Below are 21016 nucleotides of genomic sequence, written 5' to 3' on the forward strand. Positions count from 1 at the left end.
GCCATCCCGGATCGTCTAAGGGCAGGACAAATGGTTTTGGTCCATTGAATGAGGGTTCGAATCCTTCTCCGGGAGCCCAAGGCAAGCTGCTCAATCCGGGCCCCGACCTCTCGGTCGGGGCCCGGCCTCATTCCGGCGGACCGGCACCCCGGTATCCTTCACGGGTCCACCCCCGAAGCCGAAGGGCACACCCGTGAGCGCCAACCGCCCGGCAGCCGTCGTCGTACTCGCAGCGGGTGAAGGCACCCGCATGAAGTCGGCGACTCCCAAGGTTCTGCACGAGATCTGCGGGCGCTCGCTCGTCGGTCACGTCGTCGCCGCCTCCCGCGAGCTGGACCCCGAGCACCTCGTCGTGGTCGTCGGGCACGCCCGGGAGCAGGTCACCGCGCACCTGGCCGGCATCGACGCCGACGTCCGCACCGCCGTCCAGTACGAACAGAACGGCACCGGGCACGCCGTCCGCATGGCCCTCGAAGAGCTCGGCGGCGGTCCGACCGGCACCGTGATCGTCGTCTGCGGCGACACCCCGCTGCTGACCGGGGAGACCCTGGCCCGCCTCGCGCAGACGCACGACGCCGACGGCAACGCCGTCACCGTGCTGACCGCCGAGGTTCCCGACTCCACCGGCTACGGGCGGATCGTCCGGGACGCCGGCGGCGCCGTGACGGCCATCGTCGAGCACAAGGACGCCTCCGACGCCCAGCGCGCGATCCGTGAGATCAACTCGGGCGTCTTCGCCTTCGACGGCGCCCTGCTCGCCGACGCGCTCGGCAAGGTCCGCACCGACAACAGCCAGGGCGAGGAGTACCTCACCGACGTCCTCGGCATCCTGCGCGAGGCCGGGCACCGCGTCGGCGCCGCCGTCGGCAGCGACCACCGGCAGATCCTCGGCATCAACAACCGCGTCCAGCTCGCCGAGGCCCGCGCCCTGCTGAACGCGCGCCTGCTGGAGCAGGCCATGCTCGCGGGCGTCACGGTCGTCGACCCCGCCGGCACGTTCGTCGACGTGACCGTCACCTTCGGGCAGGACGCGATCGTGCACCCCGGCACCCAGCTGCTGGGCACCACGCACATCGCCGAGGGCGCCGAGGTCGGCCCCAACACCCGGCTCAGGGACACCCATGTGGGCGCGGGCGCCCGGGTGGACAACACGGTCGCCGAGAGCGCGGTCGTGGGCCCGCAGGCGAGCGTGGGTCCCTTCGCCTACCTGCGCCCCGGCACGAACCTCGGTGCGAAGGCCAAGGCCGGTACCTACGTCGAGATGAAGAACGCGACGATCGGCGAGGGCACCAAGGTCCCCCACCTGTCGTACGTCGGCGACGCGACGATCGGCGAGTACACCAACATCGGCGCCGCGAGCGTCTTCGTGAACTACGACGGCGAGCACAAGCACCACACCACCGTCGGCTCACACTGCAAGACGGGCTCCGACAACATGTTTGTGGCTCCCGTCACCATCGGGGACGGCGCCTACACGGCCGCCGGCTCCGTGATCACCAAGGATGTGCCGCCCGGCGCCCTGGCCGTGGCCCGTGGCCAACAGCGGAATATCGAGGGCTGGGTGGCCCGCAAGCGTCCGGGCAGTGCCGCTGCCACGGCGGCGCAGTCGGCGGCCTCGGAGGACGCCGAGCGCCCCTGAGGTGAACTGACCGGAAACAGGTACGCCCGCAACGGCGTACCGTGATAGGTGCACGCAATTCGGCTGGCTCACCGTGTGCGGGACGGACGCACATGGGGGCGAGCAGCTTCAACACGTCTGAGGAGACTGTGCTGTGACCGGGATCAAGACGACCGGCGAGAAGAAGCTGATGCTCTTCTCCGGCCGCGCCCACCCCGAGCTGGCCGAGGAGGTTGCGCATCAGCTGGGCGTCGCCCTCGTGCCGACCAAGGCTTTCGACTTCGCGAACGGTGAGATCTACGTCCGCTTCCAGGAGTCGGCACGTGGCGCGGACTGCTTCCTGATCCAGAGCCACACGGCTCCGATCAATAAGTGGATCATGGAGCAGCTGATCATGATCGACGCGCTCAAGCGCGCGTCGGCACGCTCCATCACCGTGATCGTCCCGTCCTACGGGTACGCCCGCCAGGACAAGAAGCACAAGGGTCGCGAGCCGATCTCGGCCCGCCTGGTCGCCGATCTGCTGAAGACCGCGGGTGCCGACCGCATCCTCACGGTCGACCTGCACACGGACCAGATCCAGGGCTTCTTCGACGGCCCGGTGGACCACCTCTCGGCCCTGAACGTCCTCGCGGACTACGTCGGCGCCAAGGTGGACCGCACCAAGCTCACGATCGTGTCCCCGGACGCCGGCCGTGTGCGCGTGGCCGACCGCTGGTGCGACCGCCTGGACGCGCCGCTGGCGATCGTGCACAAGCGCCGCGACAAGGACGTCGCCAACCAGGTGACCGTCCACGAGGTCGTCGGTGAGGTCCGGGGCCGCGTCTGCGTCCTGGTCGACGACATGATCGACACCGGTGGCACCATCTGCGCCGCCGCCGACGCGCTGTTCGCGCACGGCGCGGAGGACGTCATCGTCACGGCCACGCACGGCATCCTGTCGGGCCCGGCTGCCGACCGCCTGAAGAACTCCAAGGTCAGCGAGTTCGTCTTCACGAACACCCTGCCGGACCCGTCCGACCTGGAGCTCGACAAGATCACGGTGCTGTCGATCGCCCCGATGATCGCGCGCGCGGTGCGCGAGGTCTTCGAGGACGGCTCCGTGACCAGCCTCTTCGAGGAGCAGCAGTAATCGGAGCGGTGACGGGAGCGGTCTCCGCTCCCCGGTAGATCCTTTTGGTGCGGCCTCTCCCGCCGGGTACACTCCATGAGTTGCTCGGCGAGGGAGGCCGTACCTGTTTTCGGTACGGATGCTCCGTTATCGACGCGCTCTTCGTAGCAGGCCGTTCCGGCCGGGTGACTGTCGTCCGCTTTCCGTCACCCCACGAGGAGTGAGCATGTCCGAGATCAAGCTTGCCGCCCAGACCCGCACCGACTTCGGCAAGGGCTCTGCCCGCCAGGCCCGTCGTGACGCCCTGACGCCCGCGGTCATCTACGGCCACGGCACCGACCCGAAGCACGTCAACGTCGACGCCCACGCCCTGCAGCTGGCGCTCCGCACCCCGAACGTCCTGATCTCCCTGGACATCAAGGACGGCGGCACCGAGCTGGTCATCCCGAAGGCCGTGCAGAAGCACCCGCTGAAGCGCTCGATCTCCCACGTGGACTTCCTGATCGTCAAGAAGGGCGAGAAGGTCACCGTCGACGTCGCGATCGTCACCGAGGGCGAGCTGGCCGCCGGCGGCAACCTGCTGGAGACCCTGCAGAACACCATCTCCGTCGAGGCCGAGGCCACCCACATCCCGACCGAGGTCACCGTCTCGATCCAGGGCCTCGAGGCCGGCGCCACCATCCACGCCAAGGACCTGGTCCTGCCGACCGGCACCACGCTGGCCGTCGACGGTGACATCGCCGTCCTGCAGGTCGTCGCCCCGCAGGCCGAGGAGCCGGCCGCCGAGGGCGCCGAGGGCGAAGAGGCCTGAGCCTCTCCCCACCCCCTCAGCAGTTGCTGACCGACCGCCGTCCGGCTCCACTGGAGCGGGACGGCGGTCGTCTTCGTAGAGGAACCGAGGAGCTTTTGATGTCGGACGACGCGGCGCCCTGGCTGATCGTGGGCCTGGGGAACCCGGGACCCGAGTACGCGGGCAACCGCCACAACATCGGGTTCATGGTGGCCGATCTACTGGCGGAGCGGATCGGCGGGAAGTTCAAGGCGCACAAGGCCCGGGCCCAGGTGGTCGAGGGCCGGATGGGTCCGCCGGGGCCGGCGAACCGCCGGGTGGTGCTGGCCAAGCCCATGACGTACATGAACCTGTCCGGCGGCCCGGTGACGGCGCTGCGCGACTTCTACAAGGTGCCGCTGGAGCGGATCGTCGCGGTCCACGACGAGCTGGACATCGACTACCCGACGCTGCGCCTGAAGCTGGGCGGCGGGGACAACGGGCACAACGGCCTGAAGTCGATGACCAAGTCCATGGGACCCGACTACCACCGGGTGCGGTGCGGCATCGGGCGTCCGCCGGGCCGGATGCAGGTCGCGGACTTCGTGCTGAAGGACTTCTCCTCCACGGAGCGCAAGGAGCTGGAGTGGTTCGTGGACCGGGCGGCGGACTCCGTGGAGTGCCTGATCGCCGAGGGCCTGGAGCGCGCCCAGTCGTCGTACAACTCCTGACGGACGCGACGGAGCCCCCGCACCGGCCGGTGCGGGGGCTCCGTCGCGTCCGGTGGGCTCAGCCGGTGTTGCGCAGGCCCGCGGCGACGCCGTTGACCGTGAGCAGCAGCGCGCGGGCGAGCAGCGGGTCGGCCTCCTCGCCCCGGGCGGCGGCAGCGCGCTGGCGGGCCAGCAGGGACACCTGGAGGTAGGAGATCGGGTCCAGGTAGGCGTCGCGCACGGCGAAGGTCTGCTGGAGCACCGGGTTGGTGCCGAGGAGCTCCTCGGCACCGGTGATGCGCAGGACCTCGCGGACGGTCAGCTCGTGCTCGGCCTCGATCCGGGCGAAGACGTGCTTGAGGTTCTCGGGCACGAGGGTGTCGACGTAGTGGCGGGCGATCCGCAGATCGGTCTTGGCCAGCGTCATCTCGACGTTGGACAGGAAGTTGCGGAAGAAGTGCCAGCGTCCGCCCATCTCGGCGAGGACGTCCTCCTGGCCGGCCTCGCGCAGGGCCTTGAGGCCGGAGCCGACCCCGTACCAGCCGGGGACGATCTGACGGGACTGGGTCCAGCCGAAGACCCACGGGATGGCGCGCAGGCCGTCGAGGCCGGCGCCGGAGTCGGGGCGGCGGGAGGGCCGGGAGCCCAGGTGGAGGTCGGCGAGCTGGTCGACCGGGGTCGCCGCGAAGAAGTACGAGGGCAGGTCGGGGTCCTCGACGAGCTCGCGGTACGCGGAGTGCGCGGCGTCGGAGACGACGTCCATGGCCGCGTCCCAGCGGGAGAGGGCCTCGTCGGACTGGCGGGGCGCGGTGTGCAGGGCGGAGGCCTGCAGGGTGGCCGCGACGGTCAGTTCGAGGTTCTCCCGGGCCAGCGAGGGGACCAGGTACTTGTCGGAGATGACCTCGCCCTGCTCGGTGACCTTGATCTCGCCTTCGAGGGTGCCCCAGGGCTGGGCGAGGATCGCGTCGTGGGAGGGGCCGCCGCCGCGGCCGACGGTGCCGCCGCGGCCGTGGAAGAGGCGCAGGCGCACGCCGTAGCGGTGGGCGACGTCGCGCAGCCGGCGCTGGGCGCGGTGGATCTCCCACTGGGAGGTGGTGATGCCGCCGAACTTGGAGGAGTCGGAGTAGCCGAGCATGACCTCCTGGACGTCACCGCGCAGGGAGACCAGGCGCCGGTAGGAGGGGTCGGCGAGCATCTCGTCGAGGATGACGTCGGCGGCGCGCAGCTCGTCGGTGGTCTCCAGGAGCGGGACGATGCCGATCTTGGCCCAGCCGCTGTGGAGGTCGATGAGGCCGGCCTCGCGGGCGAGGACGGCGGCGGCGAACACGTCGTCGGCGCCCTGGCACATCGAGATGATGTAGGACTCGATGACCTCGGGGCCGAACTTCTCGAAGGCGTCCTTGATGGCACCGAAGACACCGAGGGTCTTGGCGCCGGCGGCGTCGAGGGGGGCCGGGGTGGGGGCCAGCGGACGGCGGGAGCGCAGTTCCTTGGCGAGGAGCTTCTGCCGGTAGTCGCGCGGCATGTCCGCGTAGCGCCAGGACTCCTCGCCGAGCCGGTCGAAGAGCTGGCCGAGCGCGTGGTGGTGGGCGTCGGCGTGCTCGCGCACGTCCATGGTGGCGAGCTGCAGGCCGAAGGCGGCCAGGGTGCGGATGGTGCGGTCCATGCGGCCGTCGGCGAAGAGCGCGCCGCGGTGTTCGCGCAGGGAGGTCTGGATGAGGGTGAGGTCGGTGAGCAGCTCGGCGGTGCCGAGGTAGTCGCGGCCCTCCTCGTGGGGGGTGCCCTTGGCGAGGCGCTCTCGGGTGTTGAGGAGCTTCTGCCGGACGCAGGTGGCCTTGAGACGGTACGGCTCCTCGGCGTTCAGCCGCTTGTAGCGCGGGCTGATCTCGGGGAGGCGCTCCAGGTCGGCCTGGAGGGAGGCGAGGAGTTCCTCGGTGGCTCCGGTGTAGCGGATGGAGTTGGAGAGGAGTCCGCGCAGGTAGTCGATGAGTTCCAGGGCGTCGGTGATGCCGTGCTCGTGCTGGAGGATCAGCACGTCCCGGGTGACCTCGGGGGTGACGTTGGGGTTGCCGTCGCGGTCACCGCCGATCCAGGTGCCGAAGGTCAGCGGGCGGGTGCCCGCGGGGATCTCGACGCCGACGCGCTGCAGCTCGGCGGCGAGGTCCTCCAGTACGTCTCCGACGGCGCCCGCGTGCAGCTCGTCGAGGTAGTAGATGGCGTTGCGGGCCTCGTCGGCGGGCTCGGGGCGCACGACGCGCAGTTCGTCGGTCTGCCAGACGAGGTCGATGTTCTCGGCGAGGCGCAGGTCGTGGCGGCGGCGGTCGCCGGCGCCGGTGACGGGCTCCTCCAGCAGGGTGGCGATGCGGCGCAGCTTGTTCAGGACGCTGCGGCGGGCCGCCTCGGTGGGGTGCGCGGTGAAGACCGGGCGGACGTTGAGGTTCTTGACCGTCTCGCGCAGGTGTTCGGGGTCGGCGTCCTTCAGCATGTCGGCGGTGCGGGCGAGGAGCCCGCCCTCGGCGGCACGGTGGGCGCGCAGTTCCTTGCCGCGGTGCACCTGCTCGGTGACGTTGGCGAGGTGGAAGTAGGTGGAGAAGGCGCGTACGAGCTTGGCGGCGGTCTCCAGGTCGGTGTCGCCGAGCAGGGCGGCGGCGGCCTCGCCGTCGGTGCGGGTGAGGGCGCGGACGCGCTCGACGAGGTCGAGGAGGTCCTGGCCCTCCTGGCGTACGAGGGTCTCCCCGAGGAGGTCGCCGAGGCGGCGGATGTCCGCGCGCAGTTCCGCGTTGGCGGTGGCGGCCGGGGTGACGGGGGCCTGGCCCTGGGGGGCCTGGTCAGCACTGCTCACAGGTGCGGCTCCTTGCAGTGTTCGAGCGCTACTGGGCGGTGGGCTCCCGGCGACGTACGGCGATGCCTTCCCCGGACTCGGTCCGGGGCGGATCACCGCTCCTGATGCGCAGCTCGGGCTGCCCGTGCGGACCGCGCTGTCCGACGGGACCAGGATAGGTGTCCGATCCGTGTGCCTGGGCAAACGTCTCACCAGGCGGCGCGTGAACAGCCGGCGTGCGCTCCGTCTCCCGGTGCTGCCCCTCTTGCCTCGGGATCCGGCTGCGCCATACTTACGATGCCGTAGGTTACGGGTCCGTAGGGTCTGTAACCAGGGAGCCTGCCGACTTCTCACACCCCCCAGGGGACACCCATGACCACCGGTCCCGATCTGATCGAGGGTGCGTCCGCGCCCTCCGAGACAACTGCGCCGTCCGCGACCCTCGGCGGCGAGAACAAGCGGTCCATCGAGCAGATCGCTCTGCTGCTGTTCATCACCGTCCCCTTCGTGGCCCTGCTGGCGGCGGTCCCGCTGGCCTGGGGCTGGGGGGTGAGCTGGCTGGACCTGGGCCTGATGGTCTTCATGTACTTCCTGGCCTGCCACGGGATCACCATCGGTTTCCACCGCTACTTCACGCACGGCTCCTTCAAGGCGAAGCGGCCGCTGCGGATCGCCCTCGCCGTGATGGGGTCGATGGCGGTGGAGGGCCCGCTGGTGCGCTGGGTGGCGGACCACCGCAAGCACCACAAGTTCTCGGACCACGAGGGTGACCCGCATTCGCCGTGGCGGTTCGGGGAGACGCTGCCGGCCCTGATGAAGGGGCTGTGGTGGGCGCACATCGGCTGGCTCTTCGACGAGGAGCAGACCGATCAGCAGAAGTACGCACCCGACCTGATCAAGGACCCGGCGATCCGCCGGATCTCGCGGGACTTCATCTTCTGGACGATCTTCTCGCTGGCGATCCCCCCGCTGGTGGGCGGTCTGGTGACGATGTCCTGGTGGGGCGCGTTCACGGCGTTCTTCTGGGGCTCCCTGGTCCGGGTCGCGCTGCTGCACCACGTGACCTGGTCGATCAACTCGATCTGCCACGCCGTGGGCAAGCGGCCGTTCAAGTCCCGGGACCGCAGCGGCAACGTCTGGTGGCTGGCGGTGCTCTCGTGCGGGGAGTCCTGGCACAACCTGCACCACGCCGACCCGACCTCGGCGCGGCACGGTGTGCTGCGCGGCCAGATCGACTCCAGCGCGCGGCTGATCCGCTGGTTCGAGCAGCTGGGCTGGGCGACGGACGTGCGCTGGCCGTCGGCGGCCCGCATCGACGCCCGGCGCAGGGAAAACGAGTCGAACGCGGCATGATGGGGGGCGTGGCGATCGACGGCAGCAATTCCAGCAGCGACAAGCCCAGGCGCGGCCGCCGGGTACGGATGACGGGCGCGGAGCGGCGCCAGCAACTGCTGGACATCGGCCGGACCCTGTTCGCGGAGAAGGGCTTCGAAGGCACCTCGGTGGAGGAGATCGCGGCGAAGGCCGGGGTGTCCAAGCCGGTGGTGTACGAGCACTTCGGCGGCAAGGAGGGCCTGTACGCGGTCGTCGTGGACCGGGAGATGCGCCAGCTGCTGGACGGGGTGACGGGGGCGCTGACGGCCGGGCACCCGCGGGAGCTGCTGGAGCAGGCGGCCTTCGCGCTGCTGGATTACATCGAGTCCTACACGGACGGGTTCCGGATCCTCGTCCGGGATTCCCCTGTCGCGCAGTCGACGGGCACGTTCGCCTCGCTGATCAGCGACATCGCCACGCAGGTCGAGGACATCCTGGGCCTGGAGTTCAAGGCGCGAGGCTTTGACCCCAAGCTGGCCCCGCTGTACGCGCAGGCGCTGGTCGGGATGGTGGCGCTGACCGGGCAGTGGTGGCTGGACGTGCGCAAGCCCAAGAAGTCGGAGGTGGCGGCGCACCTGGTGAATCTGGCCTGGCACGGGCTGGACGGACTGGAGTCGAAGCCGCAGCTGGTGGGCCGGCGCAAGAACTGAGCCCCGTACGCCGCACCACACGACGGCGCCCCGTCTCCGGAGATCCGGTGACGGGGCGCCGTCGTGTGGTGCCGCTACGCGCAGGGTTCCACCGCCGCCGGTTCCGGACGGTGCCGCTCCAGGAATTCGAGCCGGTTGCCGACGGGGTCCTCCGAGTAGAAGCGGCGGTGGCCCGGCAGGTTCTCGTCCCAGACGACCTTGGCCCCCCGCTCCCGCAGTCTGCTCGCGTACGCCTCGATGTCGGTCACCCGCAGCCCCGGGTGGGCCTTCCTCGCGGGCCGGAAGTCCTCCTCCACGCCGAGGTGCAGCTGAACCGGCCCGGCGGCGAACCAGCAGCCCCCGCGGGCGGCCAGGACGGGCGGCTTGGGGATCTCGGTCATGCCGAGGACGTCCGTGTAGTACGCGCGGAGCCGGTCCTCCGAGTCCGGCGGCGCGGCCAGTTGCACGTGGTCGACTGCGGTCAGCACGGTCATGCCTCCTTGCGGGCTACGGCGAAGATGCGGCGGAACGGAAAGACGGTGCCGCGCGGGCCGGTCGGGTAGGCCGCGCGCAGCCGGTCACGGTATTCGGTGAGGAAGGCGTCCACGGCGTCGCGGTCGTCGCCGAGGGCGGTGAGGACCGGGCGCAGAGCGGTGCCCTTGACCCAGTCGAGCACGGGGTCGGGACCCTGGAGCAGCTGGTGGTAGGTGGTCTCCCACACGTCGGCGGTGCAGCCGAGGGCGGTGAACCGGGCGAGGTATTCGGCAGGTTCGAGGAGATGGATGTAGCGGGCGCCGTGGCCGGCGAGCCGGGCCCGCCAGCGCGGGGTGTCGCACTGCTCGGCGAGCAGGGCGTGGCTGGGGGCGGTGAAATTGCCGGGAATCTGGAAGGCGAAGGTGCCGCCGGGGCGCAGGCCGTTGATCCAGGCGCCGAAGGAGCCGGGGTGGCCGGGGACCCATTGGAGGGCGGCGTTGGAAATGATCAGGTCGTAGGGCTCCTCGGGCAGCCAGGTGGCGAGGTCGCCGTGGCGGAAGTCGAGGGTGCCGCCGCCGGGGGTGGGCCCGGCGTACTCCTGGTCGGCGCGGTGGAGCATCTCCCGGGAGAGGTCGAAGCCCGTGATGCGGGCGTCGGGCCACCGGTCGGCGAGGAGGGTGGTGACGTTGCCGGGGCCGCAGCCGAGGTCGGCGATGCGGGCGGGGCCGTGGGGCAGTTCGGGTATGCGGGTGAGCAGGTCGAGGAAGGGCCGTGTGCGGTGGCCCGAGTGCCGGAGGTACTGCTGGGGATCCCAGGTCGGGGCGGAGGGCGCGGTGGACGTGGGGGTCCCGGCGCGCGCGGTATCGGAATACATGTTCGAGCCTCCCTGCTGGCGGGGCGATCGGAAGCGGAATCCGTTCCGGCCCCCTCCATGCCCCATGCTCGCTGCATTTATATCTCGATGTCAAGATATTCGTGATCAAGATACTCGATGTGAAGAGACTTCACATCGACAGACCCCTTACACTGATCGGCATGGAGGACGAGGTCGACCGACTGGTGGCGGCATGGCGGCGGGAGCGCCCTGACCTCGACGTGGAACCGCTCGAGGTACTGAGCCGTGTCAGCAGGCTCGCGCGCCATCTCGACCGCGCCCGCAGGCTGGCCTTCTCCGAGCACGGCCTGGAGCCGTGGGAGTTCGACGTCCTGACATCATTGCGGCGCGCCGGCGCGCCCTACCAGCTCTCTCCCGGCCAGTTGTTGACCCAGACCCTGGTCACCTCGGGCACCATGACCAACCGCATCGACCGGCTCGCCAAGAAGGGCCTCGTCGAACGGCTCCCGGACCCCAGCGACCGCCGGGGGGTCCTGGTGCGGCTCACTCCCGAGGGCCGGGACCGCGCCGACCAGGCCCTCGCCGGGCTGCTGGCCCAGGAACGGGCGATCCTGGCCCAGCTCTCGCAGAACCAGCGCGGCGATCTCGCCGGGCTGCTACGCCAGTTGACCGCTCCGTTCGACAACATCCCCGGCTAGGTCCGCCGGTCGTACGCCGGCCCGCCGGGCCAGGGCCACCGCGGCCAGCGTGGAGTGCACCCCGAGCTTGCCCAGCACGTTCTGCATGTGCGTGCGGACCGTGTGCGGCGACAGGAACAGCCGCGCCGCCACGTCCTTGCGGCCCAGACCCGCCACCATGCAGCGCAGCACCTCGTGCTCGCGCGGAGTCAGCGACTCCACCAGCCGCTCGCTGTCCGTACGGTGCTTGCGCGCCGCGGTCAGCTCCCGGAGCACCCCGGTGAGCAGGGCGGGCGGCAGGTGCGTCTCCTCGCGCAGCACCCCGCGGATGACCGCCAGCAACCGGGAGAGCGAGCAGTCCTTCGCCACCCAGCCCGAGGCTCCCGCCTGGAGCGCGAGGGCGGCACGGCGGGGGTCGTCGCGCTCGGCGAGCACGACGGTGCGGACCCCGGCGTGGGACACCCGCACCCCCGCGACCAGCGCGATCCCGTCCGAGCCGGGCGGCGGCGCCCCGGAGCCGGGCTCCCGCTGGGCGGGTACGGCCCCCGGGGCGGCGCCGAGATCGGCGTCGACCAGCAGGACGTCGAAGCGGCGGCCCTCGGCCGCCGCGCGTTCGAGGCAGCGCAGCGCGGCGGGGCCGCTGCCGGCCGCGGACACGTCCACGTCCGGCTCGGCCGCGAGCGCGGCTGCGAGCGATTCGGCGAAGATGCGGTGATCGTCGACGACGAGAACCCGGATACGAACCACAAAACCCCCAAGGGTAGGGGAACGGACGACGGCGGGTACGGCGCCCGGACCGGGTGATCCGCAGCTGACCCGGCCGCCGCCGTGACATCTCTGCATTACCCCGGACCGGACGACGTACCCGACTTGTCTCGACCCCTGAATCAACACCGGCCCCCACCGGTGTCACGCTCAGCGTAGGCCCGGGGGCGTCCGGCGGTTGGCCGAATAGCAGAAGTTTTCCCAGGGATTTTCCGGCGCGGGCGCTGCGAACCGGCTTTGTGGTGGCTTGAAATCGACTGCACCGAAGGTCCTGATGACGGCTTCGGTACCGGCGTGTGCCGCGGGCAGTTGCACGGGGGGCATTTCACCCGGCGTGTGCACGCCGGGCGCCCGCGCACGGCGCCCATCCGCAGCGCACGGCTCTCACGCACACGCCCCCCGCACCCCGACCGGGGTGCGGGGGGCGCGAAGGACGGCCGAGGTCCGGACGGACCCGCGGGCTCAGGAGGCGTGCGTGCGCGCGAAGTTCCACGCGTCCGTGATGATGCCGGTGAGGTCCGAGCGGCTCGGCGTCCAACCGAGGCGCTCGTGGGCCGTGCGAGCGGAGGCGACGAGCATCGCGGGGTCGCCGGCCCGGCGCGGGGCGACGACCTCGGGGATCTCCCGGCCGGTGACCTTGCGGACGGTCTCGACGACCTCGCGGACCGAGAACCCGCTGCCGTTGCCCAGGTTGCAGATCAGGTGCTCCCCCTCGGCGGCGACCCGCAGGGCGGCCAGGTGGGCCTCCGCCAGGTCGGCGACGTGGATGTAGTCGCGCACACAGGTGCCGTCCGGGGTCGGGTAGTCCTCGCCGAACACCGAGATCGACTCCCGCTCGCCCAGCGCGACCTGGAGGACCAACGGGATCAGGTGCGTCTCGGGGGTGTGCCGCTCGCCGAACTCCCCGTAGGCACCGGCCACGTTGAAGTAGCGCAGGGACACCGCGGCCAGGCCGTGCGCCGTGCACTCCCCCGCGATCATGTGGTCGACAGCGAGCTTCGAGGCACCGTACGGGTTGGTCGGCGCAGTCACCGAGGACTCCGTCAGCAGGCCTTCCGTGGGCTCGCCGTAGGTGGCGGCGGTGGAGGAGAACACCAGCTTGCGCACCCCTGCCCCGCGCATGGCGGCCAGCAGGGCCAGCGTCCCGCCGACGTTGTTCTCCCAGTACTTGCCCGGATTCACCACGGACTCGCCGACCTGCGAGGAGGCCGCGAAGTGCAGCACCGCCTCGTAGGAGGAGTCGATGTGGCGGGCGGCGTCCTGGATCCGGCCCTCGACGAACGTGGCGCCCGCCGGGACCCCGACGCGAAAGCCCGTGCTCAGGTCGTCGAGGACGGTCACCTCGTGGCCGGCCTCCAGAAGGTGGGCCGCGACCACGCTGCCGACGTATCCGGCGCCACCGGTTACCAGGTACTTGCTCACTCGCCTACTGCCTCTCGCGGGGGAGCACGCGCGGGTGCGTGCGCGTGCTTGAGGAATGGCTTACCCGATTCCGCGCCCATGGGGAAATCGGCGGCCGCCCGCCCCCGCGCCCGACCGCGCGCGTCAGCCGTGCGCGGCGGCGGGCGGCGCCGGGGGCAGCGCCCGGTCCAGCAGACCGGTACGGGCGGCCAGCGCGGCCGCCTCCAGCCGCGACCCCACGCCCAGCTTCATCAGGACCCGCTGCACGTGCGTACGGGCGGTGCTCGGGGCGATCTCCATGCCCGCGGCGATCAGCCGGGTGTCCTCGCCCTCGGCGACCCGCACCAGCACCTCCACCTCGCGCGGGGTGAGCAGCCGCAGCAGCCGGCTGCCCTCGTCGTCGGGCTGGGCTGCGGGGTTCAGGAGCTCCGCGAAGGCCCCCTGCAACAGCTGCGGGGCGATCGCCACCTCCCCCGCCCTGGCCTTGGCCAGGGCCCGCTCCACGCCCTCGATGCGCTCGTCCTGGCGCACGTACCCCGAGGCGCCGGCGGCGAAGGCGGCCGCGATCCCGCGCGGACTGGGCACCGGGCCCAGGACGACCACGGCGATCTGCGGGCGTTCCCGCTTGATGCGGACGACGGGCTCGAAGACCCCGGGCTCGGCGGGGGTGGCGGTGCCGAGGAGGCAGACCTCCGGGGCGCGGCTGATGACCAGCTCGGCGGCGCCCGCGGCCGGGGCGGCGGCGGCCAGTACCCGGTGGCCGCGCAGCTTCAGGGCAGAGGCGAGTGCCTCGGCCAGCAGCCGGTGCTCGTCGACCACCACGACCCGTACGCCCATTGAGGAACCACCCCCCACCCTTCTGACCCGGCAAGCTACACGCTTGTTCGACGGCGCGAGGGGGATACCGCGCAGAAGCCCCCGATCGGTACGGACCGTTCGGGGGCTTTCGGCGGTGCTGTGCGCCTCGGGTGGAGGGCGGACCGGCGCCGTGTGCGTCAGCTCGCGGTGAAGGACGCGAAGAGGTACTCCGGGTCGGACTTGTCCGTGAACGGCTTGCTGACCGTCGTCCGCGAGATGAAGAACTTGCCGTTGTGGTAGCGGTACTCGGAGTACTCCGGCGAGAACTGGGTCTCGGCGCGCTGGCTCACCTTGTCCGCCGGGTTCTCCATGAGCAGGGTTTCCTTCATCGTCCTGCTGTCGATGCTGACGATCTGGCCGCCCTTGTCGTACGGGGGGTTCTTGTACGCGATGATGTTCGACCCGTCCATGCGCAGCGGGAACATCGTGTACCCCTCGCCCGCGTCGGCGCGGTCGGTGGTCTGCTTGCCGGTCTCCAGGTCGAAGGAGAGCAGCTCGTTGGTGCGGCCGCTGGAGGACTGGCCCTGGTGCTCGTAGGACGGCAGGTAGAGCTTGCCGTTGCCGACCACCATGTTGACGCACTTCTCGACGTCCAGTCCGCACTTGCCGGCGAAGTCCCCGGAGGCGAGCGGGATACGGGCCTTCAGCTCGCCCTTGGGGTCGATGACGAAGAGGTCGCTGACTCCCGTGGCGTTCTTCGCCGTCTTGCCGACGTCGGCGGCCACGATCAGCGGCTTGGTGGAGACGATGGACGCGTCCTCGATGCCCTGCGAGAGCTTGTACGAGGCGGTGGGCGCACCGCTGGTCGGGTCGAGGAGCTGCCCGTACAGGGTGTAGTTGGGGCTCTGGCCGCACTTGCGGATGGCGCCGAGCGCCTCGCCTCCGGCGTAGCCGACGTCGCGGCAGCCCTCGCCGTCGATCTTGGGCAGCCACAGGGACTTGCCGTCGGCCAGGTTCCAGGCGGTGCCGCCCCCGGAGATGCCGGCCGCTGCGACGGTCTTGCCGCTGAGGGTGACCGTGTTCAGGGAGACGGGCTTGTCGCCGCCGGTGGCGCTCTTGGCGTTGCCGGACCAGACGAGCTTGCCGCTCTCCAGGTCGATGACACCGACCTCGGTGCACGGCGGGTACTTGTTCTCGGGCGTCGACGGGGTGGGCCTGAAGAGGACCGCCGTCTTGTTCTCGCTGACGTGCTTGGTCGCCCCGCAGAGCTCGCCCGCGAGGGGCAGCTCCCACTTCTTGCCGCCGTCGACGACGTTGTAGCCGACGATCTTCGAGAGGTCGGACTTGATGTAGGTGGAGTCGGTCAGCCAGGAGCCGGTGACCGTGGCGATGTCCGCCGGAACCGGGTTCGGCAGGTTCAGGAGGGGCTTCGACTTCGGGTTGCCGGGCACCTTCTCGGTACCGGGCACCACGTCCTGGGGCTTGTCGCTGCCCGGGGAGGCGCTGGGGCCGCTGTCCGCCCGGTCGTCGGTGCCGCCGTCGCCGGAGGTGTACCAGAGGCCGCCGCCGACGATGAGGACGATGGCCAGGAGGGCCGCGCCGACGATCATCAGCTGGTTGCGCTTGTCGTTGCCGGTGCCTGCGGCCGGGGCGTGGGGCGGGGCTGCGGGTGCCGGCGGCGTGCCGAACGGCGGCGGGGTGCCGGGCTGCTGCGGGTAGCCGTAGCCGGGGCCCGTCTGCGGGTACCCGTACGCGGGCTGCGCGCTCGGCGGCTGCTGCGGCGGACCGGACTGCGGCGCGGCCGGGCCGGGCGGCGGCACGGGCGCGCCGAATCCGCCCGGCGGGGGATCCTGCGGCGCACCGAAGCCGCCGGACGGCGGCTGGCTGGGGGGCGGCGGGGTACTCATCGGTTGCTCATGCCTCTCGGTGGGCGGCTGCTTGGACGCGTTCTCACTTGCCGAAGACCATCAGGAGCTTCTCTTCCACGTCCTGAGCCCGCAGATGGTTGACGGAGATGAAGAACCGTCCGTCCACGTAGTCCATCCTCGGGTTGTAGAAGGCGTACTCGATCGGGGCGGCGGGGCCCGAGGGGTGGCGCAGCAGCGCGGTGGGCGTGCCGCCCGCGGCCGGGATCGAGACGACCTCGCCGCCCTGCTCGGACTCGGCCGCCTTGCGGTAGGCGATCAGCTGCCCGTCCACGGCCTTGAGCGGGGTGAGGGTGCGCTTGTCCCCGGCCGGGGTGCGCCACTTGGCCTTGCCGGTGGTCAGGTCGAAGGCGACGATCTCGTTGGCCGTGCCGGTGGCCGCCGCGGTGGGCATGTAGAGGGTGTTGCCGTCGACGACGGACGTGGGGCAGGTCGACAGGGCCCGGATGATGCCGGCGTCGCCGCAGCCGACGGCGAAGCTGCCCTCGCCGGTGACGGTGGCGGTCTGCTTCCCGTCGGGTCCCAGGACCACGATGGCGCGCTTCTTCTCCTGCTCGTTGCCGATGTCGAGGACGGCCGGGTTCACCGAGTAGATGCTGGTGACCTTGAACTTCGCGGGGAGCCGGAAGGCCCAGGCCTTCGCGCCGGTGACGGGGTCGACGCCGTGGACCTCGGTGTTGGCCTCCTCGTCCGTGCAGGTGACCAGGGCGATCATCTTGCCGTTGCCGGCCTCGTAGGAGTCCGGGTGGCAGCCCTCGCCCCGGGGGTTCGCGAAGAGCTTGTCGCCGTTGCTGATCCTGAAGGCGCTGGCGGTGCCGCCGCGGCTGACGGCGACCGTGTCGCCGGTCATGGCCAGGGTGGGGCTGGTGAAGATGTCGAAGAGCCCTTCCTGGGGCACCTCCTTCGACCAGACCTCCTTGCCCGTCTTGAGGTCGACCACGCGCAGCTGGTTGCAGGTGGTGTTCTCCCCCTCGCCGTCGCGGTACATGACGGCGAGCCGGCCCTCGGGCGTGGCCTGCGCGGCGACGGAGCAGATGAGAGCGGGGAAGGGAAGGGTCCACTTCTCCTTGCCGTCGGTGACCGAGTAGCCGTTGAGGTTCTTCCACACGGTCTTGACGACGGTGTCGCCCACCACCCACTGGCCGGCGGAGTCGACGCCCATGCCCGGGCCGTCGATCTTGACGCTCTTGAGCCAGAGGACCTTGTCCTCGCCCTGCTTGCGGCCGGCGTTGAGGTCCGCCTGCTGGGGGCCGGCGTCGCCGTTGCCGTCGCCCTTCGCCACGGAGGGGGCGACGGACGGCTTGGCGTCGGTGGGCTCCTGCGCGGTCGGCTTCGCGTCCTTGTCGTCGCCGGAGAACGCGACGTAGCCGACGCCGCCCAGGACGAGGGCGGCGGCCACCGCGGCGGCGATCAGGACGGCCCGCTTCTTCTTCGGCGTCGCGCCGGGACCGCCGCCGGGCGGGGGCGGCGGGTAGCCGTGGCCCGCGTGCTGCTGCACGGTGGGCGGCTGCGGCGGGTGGCCGGGCTGCTGGGCGTACGGGTTCTCGCTCGGCGGCGGGAATCCGTAGCCCTGCTGCGGCGGGCCGGGCAGGTGTCCGTAACCGGAAGGTGTCGGTGGCTGGTTCGGCGGCTGGGGCGGCTCGGTCATCAGCGCACACTTTCGGCATCAGGCGGTCGGGGAGGATGACCTTTCTATCACTGACAGCGCTCATACATCGGGCCGGTCCACCCCCTGTTCCCAAGGGAGGACCGGCCCGTGACGCCGCCGTTATCCGGCCAGTTGACCCGTGGAGCGGGTCGGTGCGGGGCTGACCGCCCCGGCCGCGGTCAGGCCTCCTCGGCCAGCTCCAGCCAGCGCATCTCCAAATCGTCGCGGTCCGCGAGGAGTTCGCGGAGCTCCGCGTCGAGTTTGGCCACCTTGTCGTAGTCGGTGGAGTTCTCGGCGATCTGGGCGTGCAGGTTGCCCTCGCGGTCGGACAGCTTGTTCAGCTGCCGCTCGATCTTCTGCAGCTCCTTCTTCGCGGCACGCGAGTCCCCCGAGGCGGTGGACTTCGCCGCATTGGCGGCCTGGACGGGCGCCGGGGCGGCCGACTCGATCATCCGCTGCCGGCGTTCCAGGTACTCGTCCAGGCCCCGCGGCAGCATCCGCAGGCTGGCGTCCCCGAGCAGCGCCATCACCGTGTCGGTGGTGCGCTCGATGAAGAAGCGGTCGTGGGAGATCACGATCATCGAGCCGGGCCAGCCGTCGAGGAGGTCCTCCAGCTGGGTCAGGGTCTCGATGTCGAGGTCGTTGGTGGGCTCGTCGAGGAACAGGACGTTGGGCTCGTCCATCAGCAGGCGCAGGATCTGCAGGCGGCGCCGCTCACCACCGGAGAGGTCGCCGACCGGCGTCCACTGCTTCTCCTTGGTGAAGCCGAACTGCTCGCAGAGCTGGCCCGCCGTCATCTCGCGGCCCTTGCCGAGGTCGACGCGGTCACGGACGCGCTGGACGGCCTCCAGGACGCGCAGGGACGGGTCGAGTTCGCCGACCTCCTGCGAGAGGTAGGCCAGCTTGACGGTCTTGCCGACGATGATCCTGCCGGCGGCGGGCTGGACGTCCCCCTGGGTGCGGGCGGCCTCGGCGAGCGCGCGCAGCAGGGAGGTCTTGCCGGCGCCGTTGACACCGACGAGGCCGACGCGGTCGCCGGGGCCCAGGTGCCAGGTGAGGTGCTTGAGGAGCTCCTTCGGGCCGGCGTGCACGCTGACGTCCTCGAGGTCGAAGACCGTCTTGCCGAGGCGGGCGTTGGCGAACTTCATCAGCTCGGAGGTGTCGCGCGGCGGCGGCACGTCGGCGATCAGCTCGTTCGCGGCCTCGATGCGGTAGCGCGGCTTGGAGGTCCGGGCGGGTGCGCCGCGCCGAAGCCAGGCCAGCTCCTTGCGCATCAGGTTCTGCCGCTTGGACTCCTCGGTGGCGGCGATCCGATCCCGCTCGGCGCGGGCGAAGACGTAGTCGCTGTAGCCGCCCTCGTACTCGTGCACGTCGCCGCGCTGCACGTCCCACATGCGGGTGCAGACCTGGTCGAGGAACCAGCGGTCGTGGGTGACGCAGACGAGCGCGGAGCGGCGCTCCTGGAGGTGCTTGGCCAGCCAGGAGATGCCCTCGACGTCGAGGTGGTTGGTGGGCTCGTCGAGGATCAGGAGGTCCTGGTCGGCGATGAGCAGCTTGGCCAGGGCGATCCGGCGGCGCTCGCCGCCGGAGAGCGGGCCGATGACGGTGTCGAGGCCCTGGCCGAAGCCGGGCAGGTCGAGGCCGCCGAAGAGTCCGGTCAGGACGTCGCGGATCTTGGAGTTGCCGGCCCATTCGTGGTCCGCCATGTCCCGGATGATCTCGTGGCGGATGGTCGCCCGGGGGTCGAGGGAGTCGTGCTGGGTGAGCACGCCCATGCGCAGGCCGCCGGACTGGGTGACCCGGCCGGTGTCGGGCTCCTCCAGCTTGGCGAGCATGCGGATGAGGGTGGTCTTGCCGTCGCCGTTGCGGCCGACCACGCCGATCCGGTCCCCCTCGGACACGCCGAGGGAGATGCCGTCCAGCAGGGTACGTGTGCCGTACACCTTGCTGACTGCCTCGACATTGACCAGATTGACGGCCATCAGACGCGCTCCAGGGAAAGGGTGTGGATCAGCCCCTCAGCCTAACCCTCCGGGCCGGGGCAGACCGTTCCACGAGGTACCAGCCGCCCAGCGCCATCGCGATCGCGGCCGGAGCGGTGACGGGCAGGGCGATCAGCGTGGCGCTGTGCCCGTCGAGCAGACCGCCGAGCCCGGTCATGGACAGACCGAGGATGCCGAGCAGGCACAGGGTGATCCCGAGGGCGGCGAGCGGGCCGCCGGTGCGGCGGGGGGCCGGCGCGGGGGCGGGGGAGCTCGGCCGGGGCGCCTCGAAGCGGCGGAACAGCACGACCAGTCCGCCCGTGACCGCGGCCGCGGCCAGGATCCGTACCGGCACCTGCGCCCACCAGGCGGCGGTGGCCGGGGCCGGCAGACCGAGGCCGAGGGCGAGCTGGACCCCGTACACGCCGAGCATGGCGGTGAGGTGCCACAGGAAGGCGGTCATGGCGAGGCCGTTGGCCGCGACGACCCCGCGCCAGACGCGCGGGCGGCGCAGCCAGGCGGTGGCGGGCCGGGCCAGCAGCTGGACGGCGCCGACGAGCCACAGGCCGTGGCAGAGCAGGGCCAGGGTGGGCGGGGCCATGTTGGACACCTTCTCGCCGGGCATCCCCACCATGGACAGCGGGTACGGACCGTACGCCACCAGCAGGGCGGCCGCGGCGAGACCCGCGGCGGCGAGGACGGCGGGCCGGCGGATCCGGCCGTCGGCGCGCAGGAAGCCGAGCTGGTGCACGGCGAGCCAGACGAAGGCGAAGTTCAGGAACTCCACGTACGGGACCCCGAACGCGAAGCGCAGTACGTCGACCAGCGCGGCCGCCCCGGCCAATGCGGCGAAGGCGCCCCAGCCGTGGCGCTCGTGCAGCTTCAGCAGCGGCGGGGTGAAGGCGACCATGGCCAGGTAGATCCCGATGAACCACAGCGGCTGGGTGACCAGCCGCAGCGCGGCCCCGGTCAGCGCACCGCCGTCGCGGCCGGTGAGCTGCACGGCGAGCGCGAGCGCGGCCCACACCAGGACGAAGACGAGTGTGGGGCGCAGCAGCCGCTGGAGCCGGGCCCACAGGAAGACGGCGTAGACGGGGCCGTCGGTGCGGCGGGCCAGGGAGCGGTAGGACAGGGCGTGCGAGAACCCGCCGACGAAGAAGAAGACGGGCATGATCTGCAGCCCCCAGGTGAGCGCCTGGAGGGCGGGCACGAGGGCGAGCAGATTCCCTATCCCGTCGGCGCTGACGGCTGCCATCAGCCAGTGCCCGGCGATGACGGTGCCGAGCGAGGCGACGCGCAGCAGGTCGACGTACCGGTCGCGGTCGGCGGGCGTCGCGTCGGCGAGGGCCCGTGCGGTGGCTGTCATGGACCTACGGTCGCCCGCACGGGCCGTGTCCCGACAGGGTGCGCATACTCAACTCCCGCCTGAGTAGCCCCGGCTCAAGGATCCGGGGCTCCGCCCCGAGCCCCGCGCCTCAA

17 protein-coding genes and 1 tRNA gene are annotated in these 21016 nt (G+C 71.3%); 8 read left to right on the forward strand and 10 right to left on the reverse strand.

Annotation, left to right across the window (positions count from 1 at the left end; translation table 11 throughout):
• Positions 1-4: 4 nt before the first annotated feature.
• From IE257_RS22005 to pth, 5 genes are all read left to right on the forward strand, one after another.
• A tRNA-Gln gene (locus tag IE257_RS22005) sits at positions 5-75 on the forward strand.
• Between the two features lie 118 nt (positions 76-193).
• Positions 194-1639 carry a bifunctional UDP-N-acetylglucosamine diphosphorylase/glucosamine-1-phosphate N-acetyltransferase GlmU gene (gene glmU, locus IE257_RS22010; protein ID WP_189971194.1) on the forward strand — a complete coding sequence of 482 codons (1446 nt, stop codon included), beginning with the start codon at positions 194-196 and terminating at the stop codon, positions 1637-1639.
• A 133-nt stretch (positions 1640-1772) separates the two neighbouring features.
• Positions 1773-2750, forward strand: a complete 978-nt coding sequence (locus IE257_RS22015; RefSeq protein ID WP_030386186.1) for a ribose-phosphate diphosphokinase — start codon at positions 1773-1775, stop codon at positions 2748-2750.
• Positions 2751-2955: 205 nt separating this feature from the next.
• Positions 2956-3540 carry a 50S ribosomal protein L25/general stress protein Ctc gene (locus tag IE257_RS22020; protein WP_189971196.1) on the forward strand — a complete coding sequence of 195 codons (585 nt, stop codon included), beginning with the start codon at positions 2956-2958 and terminating at the stop codon, positions 3538-3540.
• Positions 3541-3638: 98 nt separating this feature from the next.
• A complete protein-coding gene (pth, locus tag IE257_RS22025) occupies positions 3639-4229 on the forward strand; it encodes an aminoacyl-tRNA hydrolase (protein WP_189971198.1) in 591 nt (196 codons plus the stop codon).
• A gap of 58 nt (positions 4230-4287) precedes the next feature.
• On the opposite strand, the gene ppc is transcribed toward pth, so the two are convergent.
• Positions 4288-7050 (reverse strand): phosphoenolpyruvate carboxylase, encoded by a 2763-nt coding sequence (ppc, locus tag IE257_RS22030; protein ID WP_189971199.1) that lies wholly within the window; start codon positions 7048-7050, stop codon positions 4288-4290.
• Positions 7051-7401: 351 nt separating this feature from the next.
• On the opposite strand from ppc, the gene IE257_RS22035 reads away from it, so the two are divergent.
• Together IE257_RS22035 and IE257_RS22040 are read left to right on the forward strand one after the other, a co-directional pair.
• Positions 7402-8382 (forward strand): acyl-CoA desaturase, encoded by a 981-nt coding sequence (locus tag IE257_RS22035; protein ID WP_189971201.1) that lies wholly within the window; start codon positions 7402-7404, stop codon positions 8380-8382.
• Positions 8379-9053: a TetR/AcrR family transcriptional regulator gene (locus tag IE257_RS22040; RefSeq protein ID WP_189971203.1), complete on the forward strand. Its 675-nt coding sequence runs from the start codon at positions 8379-8381 to the stop codon at positions 9051-9053. Before IE257_RS22035 ends, IE257_RS22040 begins: the two co-directional genes overlap by 4 nt.
• A 74-nt stretch (positions 9054-9127) precedes the next feature.
• On the opposite strand, the gene IE257_RS22045 is transcribed toward IE257_RS22040, so the two are convergent.
• On the reverse strand, positions 9128-9520 hold the full coding sequence (locus IE257_RS22045; RefSeq protein WP_189971553.1) for a VOC family protein: 393 nt from the start codon (positions 9518-9520) through the stop codon (positions 9128-9130).
• A 2-nt stretch (positions 9521-9522) separates the two neighbouring features.
• Positions 9523-10380: a trans-aconitate 2-methyltransferase gene (locus tag IE257_RS22050; RefSeq protein WP_189971205.1), complete on the reverse strand. Its 858-nt coding sequence runs from the start codon at positions 10378-10380 to the stop codon at positions 9523-9525.
• A 161-nt stretch (positions 10381-10541) separates the two neighbouring features.
• On the opposite strand from IE257_RS22050, the gene IE257_RS22055 reads away from it, so the two are divergent.
• On the forward strand, positions 10542-11039 hold the full coding sequence (locus IE257_RS22055) for a MarR family winged helix-turn-helix transcriptional regulator (RefSeq protein WP_030386194.1): 498 nt from the start codon (positions 10542-10544) through the stop codon (positions 11037-11039).
• On the opposite strand, the gene IE257_RS22060 is transcribed toward IE257_RS22055, so the two are convergent.
• From IE257_RS22060 to IE257_RS22090, 7 genes are all read right to left on the reverse strand, one after another.
• Entirely contained in the window at positions 10998-11765 is a 768-nt protein-coding gene (locus tag IE257_RS22060) for a LuxR C-terminal-related transcriptional regulator (RefSeq protein WP_189971207.1), read from the reverse strand. The genes IE257_RS22055 and IE257_RS22060 overlap by 42 nt on opposite strands.
• A 480-nt stretch (positions 11766-12245) precedes the next feature.
• Positions 12246-13205 carry a UDP-glucose 4-epimerase GalE gene (galE, locus tag IE257_RS22065; RefSeq protein ID WP_189971209.1) on the reverse strand — a complete coding sequence of 320 codons (960 nt, stop codon included), beginning with the start codon at positions 13203-13205 and terminating at the stop codon, positions 12246-12248.
• A gap of 123 nt (positions 13206-13328) precedes the next feature.
• Entirely contained in the window at positions 13329-14021 is a 693-nt protein-coding gene (locus IE257_RS22070; protein ID WP_189971211.1) for a response regulator transcription factor, read from the reverse strand.
• A gap of 158 nt (positions 14022-14179) precedes the next feature.
• On the reverse strand, positions 14180-15889 hold the full coding sequence (locus IE257_RS22075) for an outer membrane protein assembly factor BamB family protein (RefSeq protein ID WP_189971217.1): 1710 nt from the start codon (positions 15887-15889) through the stop codon (positions 14180-14182).
• A gap of 43 nt (positions 15890-15932) precedes the next feature.
• Positions 15933-17555 (reverse strand): outer membrane protein assembly factor BamB family protein, encoded by a 1623-nt coding sequence (locus tag IE257_RS22080; RefSeq protein WP_189971219.1) that lies wholly within the window; start codon positions 17553-17555, stop codon positions 15933-15935.
• A 179-nt stretch (positions 17556-17734) separates the two neighbouring features.
• The gene (locus IE257_RS22085; protein WP_189971221.1) at positions 17735-19537 is read right to left on the reverse strand and encodes an ABC-F family ATP-binding cassette domain-containing protein; all 1803 of its coding nucleotides are present in this window, start codon (positions 19535-19537) and stop codon (positions 17735-17737) included.
• Positions 19538-19565: 28 nt separating this feature from the next.
• Complete coding sequence (locus IE257_RS22090) at positions 19566-20903, reverse strand: acyltransferase family protein (protein WP_189971223.1); 1338 nt, start codon at positions 20901-20903, stop codon at positions 19566-19568.
• Between the last annotated feature and the right edge of the window lie 113 nt (positions 20904-21016).

This window comes from Streptomyces avidinii (assembly GCF_014650695.1).
Taxonomy (GTDB): Bacteria; Actinomycetota; Actinomycetes; order Streptomycetales; family Streptomycetaceae; genus Streptomyces; species Streptomyces avidinii.